Annotated in this window: 10 protein-coding genes; 2 read left to right on the top strand and 8 right to left on the bottom strand. The window is 56.1% G+C overall.

Features of this window, described 5'->3' with window-relative positions; genetic code table 11:
* Complete coding sequence (locus tag AC0L6S_RS04340) at positions 1-1662, bottom strand: glutamine--tRNA ligase/YqeY domain fusion protein (protein ID WP_473427199.1); 1662 nt, start codon at positions 1660-1662, stop codon at positions 1-3.
* A 208-nt stretch (positions 1663-1870) separates the two neighbouring features.
* On the opposite strand from AC0L6S_RS04340, the gene AC0L6S_RS04335 reads away from it, so the two are divergent.
* The gene (locus tag AC0L6S_RS04335; RefSeq protein WP_473427198.1) at positions 1871-2368 is read left to right on the top strand and encodes a peptidylprolyl isomerase; all 498 of its coding nucleotides are present in this window, start codon (positions 1871-1873) and stop codon (positions 2366-2368) included.
* A 234-nt stretch (positions 2369-2602) separates the two neighbouring features.
* On the opposite strand, the gene AC0L6S_RS04330 is transcribed toward AC0L6S_RS04335, so the two are convergent.
* Together AC0L6S_RS04330 and AC0L6S_RS04325 are read right to left on the bottom strand one after the other, a co-directional pair.
* The gene (locus AC0L6S_RS04330; protein ID WP_473427197.1) at positions 2603-3229 is read right to left on the bottom strand and encodes a MiaE family protein; all 627 of its coding nucleotides are present in this window, start codon (positions 3227-3229) and stop codon (positions 2603-2605) included.
* Positions 3226-3696, bottom strand: coding sequence for a DUF1289 domain-containing protein (locus tag AC0L6S_RS04325; RefSeq protein ID WP_473427196.1), 471 nt, complete (start codon positions 3694-3696; stop codon positions 3226-3228). The genes AC0L6S_RS04330 and AC0L6S_RS04325 overlap by 4 nt, the downstream gene beginning before the upstream one ends.
* A gap of 194 nt (positions 3697-3890) precedes the next feature.
* Between AC0L6S_RS04325 and acnB the strand changes: the two genes are divergently transcribed.
* Positions 3891-6506, top strand: coding sequence for a bifunctional aconitate hydratase 2/2-methylisocitrate dehydratase (acnB, locus tag AC0L6S_RS04320; RefSeq protein WP_473427195.1), 2616 nt, complete (start codon positions 3891-3893; stop codon positions 6504-6506).
* Positions 6507-6589: 83 nt separating this feature from the next.
* On the opposite strand, the gene AC0L6S_RS04315 is transcribed toward acnB, so the two are convergent.
* Genes AC0L6S_RS04315 through purF form a run of 5 tightly spaced genes read right to left on the bottom strand, consistent with a single transcriptional unit; the run spans position 6590 to position 13307 of the window.
* Positions 6590-8608 (bottom strand): transglutaminase TgpA family protein, encoded by a 2019-nt coding sequence (locus AC0L6S_RS04315; protein ID WP_473427194.1) that lies wholly within the window; start codon positions 8606-8608, stop codon positions 6590-6592.
* Between the two features lie 2 nt (positions 8609-8610).
* A complete protein-coding gene (locus AC0L6S_RS04310) occupies positions 8611-9615 on the bottom strand; it encodes a DUF58 domain-containing protein (RefSeq protein ID WP_473427193.1) in 1005 nt (334 codons plus the stop codon).
* Between the two features lie 10 nt (positions 9616-9625).
* Positions 9626-10555: an AAA family ATPase gene (locus AC0L6S_RS04305; RefSeq protein ID WP_473427192.1), complete on the bottom strand. Its 930-nt coding sequence runs from the start codon at positions 10553-10555 to the stop codon at positions 9626-9628.
* Between the two features lie 28 nt (positions 10556-10583).
* The gene (locus AC0L6S_RS04300) at positions 10584-11777 is read right to left on the bottom strand and encodes an O-succinylhomoserine sulfhydrylase (RefSeq protein WP_473427191.1); all 1194 of its coding nucleotides are present in this window, start codon (positions 11775-11777) and stop codon (positions 10584-10586) included.
* Positions 11778-11786: 9 nt separating this feature from the next.
* On the bottom strand, positions 11787-13307 hold the full coding sequence (gene purF / locus AC0L6S_RS04295) for an amidophosphoribosyltransferase (RefSeq protein WP_473427190.1): 1521 nt from the start codon (positions 13305-13307) through the stop codon (positions 11787-11789).
* Positions 13308-13321: the final 14 nt, after the last annotated feature.

Raw genomic sequence — 13321 nt, 5'->3', positions numbered from 1 at the left:
TTATCCATCCACCCACGTATCACGCAGGCCGATTGTCTTATTAAAAACCGGTTTATCGGTACTGTGGTCGAAGCGATCGGCCACAAAATACCCCTCACGTTCAAACTGGAACTGCTGTTCGTTGCTAGCCAAGGCCAGTGCCGGCTCTATCCAGGCGTTGGTGACGACACTCAGTGAATCGGGGTTAATGTGATCCATGAAGTCATTATCGCCCTTGTCAGGAGCCTCGTGGTTAAACAGCCGGTCGTAGAGGCGAACCTCGGCTGCCACACCCCTGCAGACAGACACCCAGTGGATAACCCCCTTGGGCTTGATGCCGTCGGCGGGATTCTCGCCCAGCGTACCGGGGATGGTGTGTGCACGGATCTCGGTGATTTCGCCGTTGTCGTCCCTTATGACGTCATCCGCCTCAATCACATAGGCATTGCGCAAACGCACACGCTTGCCCAGCACCAGGCGCTTGTATTTCTTGTTGGCTTCCTCGCGAAAATCATCCGCATCGATATAGATCTCGCGGGTGAACGGCAACTCACGCTCCCCCAGATCGTCACGATTTGGGTGGCGCGGTGCGCTTAACGTCTCGATCTTGTCCTCGGGATAATCCGTGAGCACGACTTTCAGTGGGTTGAGCACACACATCCCGCGCACGGCGTTTTCATTGAGATCTTCGCGAATGGCAAATTCCAGCATCGCCACATCCACCACGCCATCACTGCGCGTGGTACCGATCATCTCGCAGAAACGACGGATAGAGGCTGCAGTGTAGCCGCGCCTGCGCATACCAGAAATCGTGGGCATGCGCGGATCATCCCAACCGTTGACAATATTCTCATCCACCAGCTGTTTGAGCTTGCGTTTGCTGGTCACCGTGTAGCTGGGGTTCAATCGGCCAAACTCATACTGCCGGGGCCGCGAGGGCACCGGCAAATGTTCCAGGAACCAGTCATACAGCGGGCGGTGATCTTCGAATTCCAGCGTACAAATGGAATGCGTCACGCCCTCGATAGCGTCCTCCTGCCCGTGGGCAAAATCGTAGGTGGGATAAATTGACCAGTCATTACCCGTCTGATGGTGAGTCACTTTGCGTATGCGGTACAGGATGGGATCACGCATATTCATATTGGGCGAACTCATATCAATTTTCGCTCGCAGTACTTTTGCGCCCTCGGCGAATTCACCCGCTTTCATACGGGCGAGCAGATCAAGATTCTCCTCAACACTGCGCTCCCGATATGGGCTGTTGCGCCCGGGCTCGGTCAATGTGCCGCGATACTCTCTGGCCTCATCGGCATTCAGGTCGCACACATAGGCGTTACCCGCCTTTATGAGGTGCACAGCCCACTCGTAAAATTGCTGGAAATATGACGAGGCATAGCGCACATCCCCTTCCCACTGGTAGCCCAGCCAGCGCACATCGGCGATGATCGCCTCAATATACACGCTGGATTCCTTCTCGGGATTGGTATCGTCAAAACGCAGGTTGCAACGGCCGCCATTGGACTCGGCCAGACCAAAGTTTACACTGATCGACTTGGCATGCCCGATATGCAAGTAACCGTTAGGCTCAGGAGGGAAGCGGGTCACGACAGTGGCTACGCGGCCGCTGGCGATATCATCAGAGATGATGGTTTGCAGGAAATTACTGGCTGGTGTGTCGTCCATAGGGTGTACTGCGCCGATTAAAAAAGTCGCGTATTATAACGGCTCCCCGGCTGTGCTTATAGCCAATTCACCCGCCAGTCGCGAATTCACACCGCTGTGCTGACCAATCTCGCATTTCTGACCATCTTTGCCCGCTAAATGTTTTACTGAGCGCTAAAAGTCCGTATTATTGGCCGGCTTGCTTCAGACACCCCCAAGGAAAGATAACATGGTCATTATTCGCACGACATTCGGCGAAATAAAACTTGAACTAGACGCCGAAAAAGCGCCGAAAACCGTCGCCAATTTCTTAAATTATGCCCGTGACGGCTTCTACGATGGCACCATTTTCCATCGTGTGATCGACAACTTTATGATCCAGGGCGGCGGCTTCGACACTGAGATGCAACAGAAAGCCAGCGGTGAACCCATAGAGAACGAGGCTGATAACGGGCTGAAAAATGATTTCGGCACAATTGCTATGGCCAGAACCTCCGACCCGCACTCTGCAACCGCCCAGTTTTTCATCAATGTGAAAGACAATGACTTCCTCAACCACAGCGGTAAAAACATGCAAGGCTGGGGTTACGCGGTCTTTGGGAAGGTCACTGAGGGCTCCGAAGTATTGGACAAAATCCGCGCTGTGCCGACATCCAGCAAAAAGGGTCATCAGGATGTCCCTTCTGACCCGGTGATCATCGAGTCTGTTGTAGTCGTCGAAGAGTAAATTCGCTTCCACTGCTGGCCGCTACCCGGCTGGCAGTGTTCACACATCCCACCCCACTCCTTCATCTTCCCACGCCATGGGCGGCTTCGCCGATGCACGAGCGCAGCCCCACACGCACGACAGCAGACAGCAGACAGCAGACGGAAAATATTATGCTATTTCTTTATAAAACAGCTATATACCAGATTTTATTAAAGTTAACTTAATATTGATTCGAGCAACCTTCAGCACCCTTTACGGCGCTGTCGGCACCGGTACACCGCTGTGAAACCGAAATTCGGTATCTGGCGACTCAACCAGTTCGCGCTCGCATTCAAGCAGTACCGGCAACCGTTCAGCCACACCGGCCTCAGAGCCCAATTCGGCTGCCAGCTTGAGATAATCGGTGAAATGCCGGGATTCAGACTTTAACAGCGACAGGTAAAAAGCGGCCAACTCTGCATCCAGCTCAAGCGCCAGGGCGGCAAAGCGCTCACACGACCTGGCCTCAATGATCGCGCCTATCAACAGGGTATCCAGCAACCTTGCAGGGTCCTGCTTCCTGACTTGCTCACGCAATGTGCCCGCGTAGCGCGAGGCGGCGATTTGACGGTAATCGATCCCGCGCGCGCGCATGATCGCGATCACCTGCTCAAAATGGCGCAACTCCTCCCGCGCCAGCCGCGAAAGTTTGGTTAACAGCTTGTAGTGGTCGACATAGCGATACATCAGGTTCAACGCCGTGGATGCCGCCTTTTTTTCACAATTGGCGTGATCGATCAACAGGATTTCGGGGTGTTGCAGCGCCCATTCGACCCAGGCGCGCGGCGTGGGACAGAGCAGAAAGGACTGCACTGCGCTGATATCCGGCGCCGCTGTCATCTGGAGCTCTCGCGAAAGAGATCGGGTGCGAGCATATACCGTTCGTAGTGTGCCTCTGACAAAATGTAAAACTCCTGGTCAATGTGCTCTCGAAGCTCTATCAACGGCCACTCGCGATAGCGCAGGTCAACCTCAAACCCGAATGCCTGCGTGTCGCTTATCTGCCCTGCCCCCGCCTTCAACAGGCTGAACACCCAGCAATACTCGTCGTGGTGCTCGACGTAGCGCACCTTCTGTACCTCGAGTTGCCACTTCAACAGGGCTGTATCACGCACCTGCAACTTGTTGCTGACACACTGAGAGAGGAAGCCTGAAAGCCGCGAGTCCACAGCCTGTTTTTGTGCGAGCGTATAGCTGTTCCAGTCGATCACCTCGTGGCTGAAACGCTTGCAGCCACGACACACACTGTCTCCGATACCGGTCGAACAGACTCCGATACAAGGGGTTTTAACAGTGCGTTGCAGCATTGCGTAAGCAGTTTCCGAGGGGCTGGGAATTCATCGCGAGTGTACGATATCACCTGGGTGAATGCGAGATATAAGCGCCTGATTCGTTTATCTCAATAGCACTCTACGCTATAATAAGCGCCTGCTTACACCCCTTCTGAACACGCGTCCCGGGCCTTTCCGAGACGATACAGGCAATGCAAAGGAGCTCAATTGTGCTAGAAGCATATCGCGTCCACGCGGCTGAACGGGCCGCCCTGAATATTCCTCCCAAACCGCTGAAAGCCGATCAGGTTGCGGATCTGGTGGAACTGCTGAAAAATCCGCCTGCTGGCGAAGAAGCCTTTTTGCTCGACCTGATAAGCAACCGCGTACCACCGGGCGTGGACGAAGCGGCCTACGTCAAAGCCGGTTTTCTGTCGGCCATCGCTAAAGGCGAGACGACCTGCCCCCTGATCGACAAGCTCAGCGCCGTGAAATTACTCGGCAATATGCACGGCGGCTACAACATCGAGACGCTGGTGAGCCTGTTGACTGACGCGGATCTGGGCGAGGCCGCAGCGACTGAGCTCAAGCACACCCTGCTGGTGTTTGAAGCCTTTCACGATGTCGCTGAACTGGCCAAATCCGGCTGTGAAAATGCCAAGGGTGTGATGCAGTCATGGGCCGATGGCGAGTGGTTTACCAACCAGGCAGAAGTACCCGAATCTATCAAGGTATCGGTGTTCAAGGTTACTGGTGAAACCAACACCGACGACCTCTCCCCCGCTCCCGATGCCTGGTCGCGCCCGGATATTCCGCTGCACGCACTGGCTATGTACAAAATGACGCGCGATGGCCTGGAGCCACAGGAGCACGGCGTTACCGGCCCGATGCAGCAGATCGAAGCGCTGCAGAAAAAGGGCCTGCCCGTCGCCCTCGTCGGCGATGTGGTCGGTACCGGCTCCTCGCGCAAGTCTGCAACAAACTCCGTACTGTGGTACTTCGGCGAAGACATGGACGGCGTGCCCAACAAGAAAAGCGGCGGCATCTGTATCGGCGGGAACGTGGCGCCGATTTTCTACAACACCATGGAAGACGCCGGCGCGCTGGTCTTTGAAGCGCCCGTCGAAAAACTGAACATGGGCGATGTGATTGAGATACGCCCCTACGACGGCAAGATTCTGTCTGAGTCCGGCGAGGTATTGAGCGAGTTCACCCTGAAATCCGACGTACTCCTAGACGAAGTGCGCGCCGGTGGCCGGATCAACCTGATTATCGGTCGAGGCCTGACCACTCGGGCCAGAGAGGCACTGGGATTACCCGTTTCCGAGTTGTTCCGCAAACCGGAGCAGCCAAACGATACCGGCAAGGGCTTTTCGCTGGCACAGAAAATGGTTGGCCGGGCGTGCGGCACCGACGGTATCCGCCCCGGTACCTACTGTGAGCCGCGCATGACCACTGTCGGATCACAGGACACCACCGGGCCGATGACCCGCGATGAACTGAAAGATCTGGCCTGTCTGGGCTTCTCCGCAGACCTGACCATGCAGTCATTCTGCCACACGGCTGCCTACCCGAAACCGGTTGATATCGAAACACAGCACTCGCTACCCGATTTCATCATGACACGGGGCGGTGTCTCCCTGCGCCCCGGCGACGGCATCATTCACTCCTGGTTGAACCGTATGCTGCTCCCGGATACCGTCGGTACCGGCGGCGATTCCCACACACGCTTTCCTATGGGTATTTCGTTCCCGGCGGGCTCGGGGCTGGTGGCCTTCGCCGCCGCCACCGGCGTAATGCCACTGGATATGCCTGAGTCCGTGCTGGTGCGCTTCAAAGGCAAGATGCAACCCGGCATCACCCTGCGCGACCTGGTCCACGCCATTCCCTATTACGCGATACAGCAGGGGCTACTCACAGTCGACAAGAAGGGCAAGAAGAACATCTTCTCCGGTCGCATCCTTGAGATCGAAGGGCTGGGTGACCTCACTGTCGAACAGGCGTTTGAGTTGTCTGACGCGTCCGCAGAACGCTCCGCTGCTGGCTGCACCATCGCCCTGGATGAAGACACTGTTGCCGAATACCTGCGCTCCAATATCGTCCTGCTGCGCACCATGATCGCTGAGGGTTACGGCGACGCCAGAACACTGGAGCGGCGCGCACGCAAAATGGAGGAATGGCTGGCAGAGCCGAGCCTGATGAAGGCCGATGCCGATGCCGAGTACAAGGCCGTTATCGAGATCGATCTGGCGGAAGTCAACGAACCCATCGTCTGTGCGCCCAACGACCCGGATGATGCACGACTACTGTCTGAAGTGGCTGGCGACAAGGTCGATGAGGTGTTCATTGGCAGTTGCATGACCAATATCGGACATTTCCGGGCCGCGGGTAAACTCCTCGAGCAACACAAGGGCACAATATCCACGCGCATGTGGGTTGTTCCCCCCACGCGCATGGACGAGCACCAGTTGATGGAAGAAGGTTACTACAACATCTTCGGTGCCGCCGGTGCGCGCACGGAAATGCCGGGCTGCTCGCTGTGCATGGGTAACCAGGCGCGAGTCGCCGCCAATTCGACGGTGCTTTCAACCTCTACCCGCAACTTCCCCAACCGCCTCGGTGACGGGGCCAATGTCTATCTGACATCGGCAGAGTTGGCTTCCGTGGGCGCCATTCTCGGCAAACTGCCGACACCCGCCGAGTACATGGAGTTTGCGAACAATATCGACTCCATGGCTGCGGACATTTATCGGTATCTCAACTTTGACCAGATTGCTGAGTTCCAGAAGAGTGCCGAGGAAGGAGCCAGAATTGCAGCGGTCGAAATACAGGAACTGAGTGCCTGATCCCCGACACTGCTGACACTGCACACCACCCCGCGTAAGCGGGGTTTTTTTTGCCTGTAATATCCCCAACACGGCGTTGTGCGCTAGATAGTATTGTCTTCCTCAATCAGGCCACGGCGCCTGTCCGGCTGGAAGCGCTTCACCGCACGGGTGAATTGCAGCAGTTCAGTTTTGTCGGCGACGCCGGCATACGCAAGGTTATCGTAGAGCCCGGTAATATGCTGTAACTCCTCCCTGAACCCCGGCAGCGCCGCTATCGCCCGCTGCGCAAACTGTCCGGGTGGTTCGCCGGGAGCACGCTCCAGACCAAGGCCCGCCATACGCTCACAAAACAGCCTGTAGTACTTATCGAGCGGACTCACGGGCTGGGTATCACGCTTGAGAAAAAGCGATATGGCAACCGGAATAAGCACCAACGCCCAACTCCCCAGAAGCAGCGTGGCAAACACCCGTGTGCTGATCTCACCGAACATGCTTTGCAGCAGATCAAACTGCTGCTCGCTGTCAAAACCGACTACCCAACTCTGCCAGCGATACGTCAGCGCGTCGTAGCGCAGGCGCAACTGATTCAACAGCGGTATACTGCGATAACGCAATGGCGACAGTGGCGCAGCCGCGAGAAAACTGCCCTCTGACGCCATCGCTTCTTCCAGCCCCATCTCTATGCGCAACGGTGAAACCGCAGAGGTAGGGTCAACGCGTACCCACCCCTTGTTCTCCAGCCAGACTTCGGCCCAGGCATGGGCATCGAACTGATGCACGATAACAGTTTTGTTCAGCGGATTTATCTCGCCGCCCTGATAGCCCGCGACCACCCTTGCCGGCACACCTGCTGCACGCATCATGAACACAAACGCAGAGGCGTAATGCTCGCAAAACCCCCGCTGTGTCTGAAACAAAAACTGATCTATAGTATCGGGCCCGGACAACTGGCCGGGACGCAGTGTATAAACATAATTTTCCTGGCTAAACTTGTTCAGCACATCGTCGACAAAGGCCTCATCACTGTCCACAGACGCCCGTAAATCCAGTGCCAGTTGTCGCGCCCGGTCATTACCTTGCGGCGGCAGCTTGGTTTCTGTCTTGCGCCGCCAATCCGAAAGTTCCAGTTCCGTCGGAACATTCATCCAACTGTTCACCTTGTACATGTACTCTGTCTCCACCGGAGCCGGAGACATCATTCTGTAATCTGGTGAGTGCAGCACACCCGGCGATCTGGCAAGCGCATAGTGCAAACCGTACAACCAGGTCTGCTGCGTGGATTCCATGATGACGCTATAACGCACGGGTTTTCCGGAGGTAGCAATATCATCCGCTCTCTGCTCACTCAGCGGCACATCGTAGTAACCCAGTCCAGACCAGACATTCTGCTCCAGTCGACTGAAAACCAGGCCGCGCCAATACAATTCAGATTTTGGCGGAATAGCGCCTTCAAACTTCACCCTGAACGCCACATCGGCCGACTGACTGAGACTGGCGACATCGCCGGGTTTCATAAAATCACTCATGCCGGTTTTGGCGGCATGACTCTTCAGCGGCACCGTCCACAGAGGGCCAAATCGCGGAAAGACAAAAAACAGAACCACCATAAGAGGCATGGCCTGCAACAGCATAAACCCCGCTAACCGCACGGTGCCGCGGTTAAACCGATTTAGCCCGGGCTGGTGCAGGGCGACCAGCGCTGTAGTGACCAGCAGAACAGTGAGCATCGAGTAGAGCGTAATCAACAGATCCTGACTAAACAGGAACTCAGTGATGCAGATGAAGTATCCGAGGAACAACAGTACATAGGCATCCTTGCGCTGCGACAACTCGATAAACTTGAGCGCGAATGCAGTCAGAAGCAACGCCACAGTGGGCTCCAGCCCCACTAGCGTGCCATAGCTCGCGTAAATTCCCGCAAACCCGCTGACTGTCATTGCCACCTTCACCCAGCGACCGGGGAAGGACCAGCGACCGCGATGTACCTGCAACCGCCAGATAACGGCAATCACATAGACGGCAAGCACCCAGATTGGTAGTCGGGCTGCATGCGGTGCAACCAGGGCAAACAGGCTGATGATTATCCACATCAGGGCATTGCGCGGTACCTGCTGCAACACGTTCACCCCTTGCTACCCCCTTTGCCAAAAAGGGCGAGTTCCTTGAGAACAAGTTCCCGGTGCTTATCACCCACACCTGGGTCAATGGTGACGCCTGGCAGGCGCAATCCGTACTCCTCCCTGCGCTCGTCGAATTCCAGCACCCAATAGCATAGATGCGACAGGCGCTGCTCTACGCCCATACCGGGAAATAACTCCCAATCGAGCCACACGCTGCGATCGGCGTAAGCCGTATATTGTTTGGTCTGTATCTCCTGACCTTTTGCCAAACCTTTCCAGTGTACCTGCCGCAGAGAATCGCCCTTGCGGTAATCGCGGAAACCGTAGAAATCGTCGTTGCCGTCCACCATTGCAGCGGCGCCGTCAGGCGTGTCAGTGGCCAGCCCTGGCAACTCCGCTGACGACATGGGCCGCGGATAGACGAGTGCGTGCAGGTCGAGGTCGACCCAGGTCCAACAGCGCAGTAGCCCCAGCGGATACGTCGATTCCAGTAACAGGCGCCCAGGGCGGAACCAGCCGCGCTTATCAACAGGCATATGCAACTGCACCTTGATGCAGTCGTCATCAACAAGGTTCACCAATGCATCGCTACTCGTTGGCCACTTGAGGTACAAGGCGTAGTGATCGCGGCGCTTCTTCCTCTCCAGCATCACCAAAAACTCAGACTGCTGCCCGGGAAACGCCGGCTGGGCTCGCACGGCACGAAGAGTCAATCCGGACAGATTGGCGTAGGTATGCAGCGTTGCCACAACGAACAGCGTAGCAAGCAGGAAGGTCAGCGCATAGCTGAGGTTATTCTCAAAATTGATAGCCGCAATTAGCATAACCGTCAGGCTGCAGCCAAAAAATAAGCCAGTGCGACTGGGAAAGATGAAGATGCGACGCTGATCCAGCGTCACCTCCCGTGAAGGGGGGATGCGCCGATTTACCCAGCCGCGAAAGCGCCGACGCATGCGCCCCAAAAAACTGTGATCACGCATGTCAAAACTGGGTTGGTTATTATTCACCGGGGCTCTCTCAGCGCCCTACGACATCCACATCACGTCGCAACAGCTCGACAAGTGCGTCACCGTCGCCCGCATAATCTCCGCTGGGAACGAGGCGGTGAGAGGCCACCGATGGCAGAACAGCCTGTATATCCTCAGGCACTACATGACTGCGGTTGTTCATCGCGGCCCAGGTCTTGGCGCAGTCCAGCAACGCCAGCGCGCCACGCGGCGACAGGCCCACTTCGAACTCTGGCGACTGACGCGTATAGGCAACCAGGCGCTGCAGGTAGTCGATAAGATTCTCGGACGCATGCACTTTGCTGACTGCTATGCGTATCATCTCAAGCTGCTCCAGATCGATGCACTGCTGCGGATTCTGAATCTCCTGTGCACCGCTGTGGCGGCGCTCAAACATCTGCCGCTCTGCCTGCGGGTGGGGATACCCTAATTCCAGGCGCATCAAAAAACGATCCAGTTGCGACTCCGGCAGCGGATAAGTACCCGATTGATGCACGGGGTTCTGGGTAGCGATTACGAAAAAGGGCTGCGGCAAAGGCCGCGTTTCGCCCTCGACGGTCACCTGCCCTTCCGCCATGGCTTCGAGCAGCGCACTCTGCGTACGGGGGGTGGTACGGTTGATTTCATCAGCCAGCAATAGCTGGGTGAAAATCGGACCCGGGTGAAACGTGAAACTCGATTCCTTGGTGTCAAAAACTGAAACGCCCAGAATATCCGCCGGAAGCAGGTCACTGGTGAACTGCACACGCTTCCAGGACAGGCCGAGCACAGCTGCCAGCGCATGCGAGAGAGTAGTTTTCCCCATGCCGGGAAGGTCTTCAAGCAACAGGTGACCGCGGGCAAACAAACAGCACAACGCCAATCTGATCTGTGGTTCCTTCCCAAGCAGGATGTTACCCACCTCCTGCACCGCAGAATCCACCAAGCCCCTTACCTGCATTGTATTACCCCATGAATGCTGTCTATTGTTATCTAATTCCGGCAAACCCGCACAGAATATCGGCCTTCAAATCGGCCACGTCTTCCAGGCCCACTGCGATACGAATCAGGCCGTCCCGAATGCCTGCCTGTTCGCGCTGTTCAGGTGTAAGGCGTCCATGAGTGGTTGTCGCCGGATGCACGATGGTTGTTTTTGCATCACCCAGATTCGCCGTGTGCGACATCAGTCGGGTGGCGTCTATAAACTGCCACGCCTGCTCTCTGCCGCCTTTTATAAGGAAAGACAAAACCCCGCCAAAGCCGGACTGCTGTTGCGCGGCTATCGCGTGACCGGGATGGTCCGGCAGACCGGCATAAAACACCCGTTCAACCAACGGCTGCTGCTGCAACCACTGCGCGATCTCCTGTGCGGAACGACTGTGAGCTTCCATCCGCAGACGCAGCGTCTCGAGCCCCTTCAGAAAGACCCACGCGTTAAACGGGCTCATTGTCGGTCCACAGGTGCGCAAAAAGGTGCGCACTTCGTTCATCTGTTGAGCGCTCCCCAAAACCGCACCTCCCATGCAGCGCCCCTGACCATCGAGGTACTTGGTAGCGGAATAGACGACAATATCCGCACCTGCCTGTAAAGGGAGTTGCAGCGCCGGAGTGCAAAACGAGTTGTCCACGACAAACACACAATCATTCACTTTGGCCAGTTCAGAGATCACCTTCATATCCACTATTTCACACAGTGGATTGGAGGGCGTCTCTAGAAACAGCATAACGGTTTCAGGCCGCACCGCTGCGCGCCAGGCATCGGCATCCAGCAATGGCACATAGGTCACTTCCACACCAAATTTCCCGAGAAACTTGCTGAACAGATTGACGGTGGTGCCAAACACATCGCGCGAACAGATAACGTGGTCACCGGCTTTCAGCAACGCCATACCAACAGCGAGAATAGCGGCCATTCCGGAGGCTGTCGCCACCGCAGACTCAGCGCCTTCCAGCGCAGCCAGCCGCTGTTCAAATGAGCGCACGGTCGGATTGGTATAGCGGGAATAGACATTGCCCGGCTCTTCCCCGGAAAAACGTGCCGCTGCCTGGGCTGCGCTTTCAAAGACATAGCTGGAGGTCGCGAAGATTGGCTCCGCGTGCTCACCCTCCTGCGACCGCGCGATACCACTGCGTATGGCCAGCGTATCTATATGTGCCCCGACGAGCGGGTCGTCCTCATTCATGAAACTGTCCTAGACATCGTTGTACAAGCCGACGACGGCACCGTCTGTTTGCAGTGCCACACGACGTTCGTTCTGCGCCTCATCGTTGCGCAACAATTCCACCCGATCAAGGTAATTCTGATCGATATCACCGGTAATATACTCACCGTTGAATACTGAACAATCGAACCCGTCAACGTGTGGATTGCCCTCCAACGAGCAGTGTATGAGATCGTCAAGATCCTGATATACCAGCCAATCGGCACCGATCAGTTCACAGACCTCTTCCACTGTGCGGTTATGCGCTATTAGTTCCGACGCGGATGGCATATCAATCCCGTATACATTGGGATAACGCACCGGCGGTGCAGCTGATGCAAAATAAACATTGGCTGCACCGGCCTCTCGGGCCATGTCTATAATCTGACGACAAGTGGTGCCACGTACAATGGAATCGTCAACCAACATCACATTTTTGCCAGAAAATTCCAGTGGTACCGGGTTGAGTTTCTGCCGCACGGACTTTTTGCGGTGACTCTGGCCCGGCATAATAAAGGTCCGGCCTATGTAGCGATTCTTCATCAGCCCCTCGCGGAACTTTATATTCAGCTCATAGGCCATGGATTGCGCCGCGATACGGCTGGTGTCGGGAATCGGGATAATGACATCGATATCCAGTTCCGGGCGCAGACGTCGAATTTTCTTAGCCAGCGCCTCACCTTGCCGCATACGCGTCTTGTAGATTGAAATACCGTCCATCAGGGAATCCGGCCGCGCAAAGTATACATGCTCAAAAATACACGGTCGCAGCTGTGCGTTTGCCGCACACCGACGTCGATGCAAATGCCCTTCCTCGTCGATGAATATCGCCTCTCCCGGGGCGACGTCATCAAGCAGGGTGAAACCCAGCACATCGAGCGCGACACTCTCCGAGGCGATCATGTATTCCTGCCCCGATGGGGTGTCGCGGGTACCGATCACCAGCGGACGGATACCTGACGGGTCCCGAAACCCGAACACGCCGTGGTTGACCAACAACCCCACCACCGCATAGCCGCCGCGGCAGCGGTTGTGAACAGCTTCGACGGCAGTAAAAATATCATCCGCACAGGGGTTGAGTTTGCCCAGCGTTTGTAATTCATGGGCAAAAATATTGAGCAGCACTTCAGTGTCAGAGTCCGTATTCAGGTGACGTAGATCATCCTGGAAAATCTCCAGCGTGAGCTGTTCCGAGTTCGTCAGATTCCCGTTATGCGCCAACGCGATGCCATACGGCGAGTTCACATAAAAGGGTTGCGCCAGCGCAATACCCGAACTGCCGGCTGTCGGATAGCGCACGTGACCTATTCCCATAGAGCCTTTCAGGCGCTGCATGTGATCCTGGCGGAAGACATCCCGCACCAGACCCTCCGCTTTACGCTGGCTGAACCTGCCGTCACCACAGGTAACGATGCCCGCTGCATCCTGCCCGCGATGCTGCAGAACTGTCAGGGCATCGTATATTTCGGGAGCGACACCGGATTTCGCTACCATTCCTACAAGGCCACACATGCTGCACTTACCCC

This window comes from Halioglobus sp. D3-4 (genome assembly GCF_055809315.1).
The sequence above is the reverse complement of the archived record's forward strand: the minus strand, read 5'-3'. Positions and strand labels throughout refer to the sequence as shown.

Coding starts and splice junctions, on each gene's coding strand:
- AC0L6S_RS04300 (WP_473427191.1), bottom strand. CDS start 11,777: ATGAATGAGGACGACCCGCTCGTCGGGGCACATATAGATACGCTGGCC.
- AC0L6S_RS04335 (WP_473427198.1), top strand. CDS start 1,871: ATGGTCATTATTCGCACGACATTCGGCGAAATAAAACTTGAACTAGAC.
- purF (WP_473427190.1), bottom strand. CDS start 13,307: ATGTGTGGCCTTGTAGGAATGGTAGCGAAATCCGGTGTCGCTCCCGAA.
- AC0L6S_RS04305 (WP_473427192.1), bottom strand. CDS start 10,555: ATGCAGGTAAGGGGCTTGGTGGATTCTGCGGTGCAGGAGGTGGGTAAC.
- AC0L6S_RS04330 (WP_473427197.1), bottom strand. CDS start 3,229: ATGACAGCGGCGCCGGATATCAGCGCAGTGCAGTCCTTTCTGCTCTGT.
- AC0L6S_RS04340 (WP_473427199.1), bottom strand. CDS start 1,662: ATGGACGACACACCAGCCAGTAATTTCCTGCAAACCATCATCTCTGAT.
- AC0L6S_RS04325 (WP_473427196.1), bottom strand. CDS start 3,696: ATGCTGCAACGCACTGTTAAAACCCCTTGTATCGGAGTCTGTTCGACC.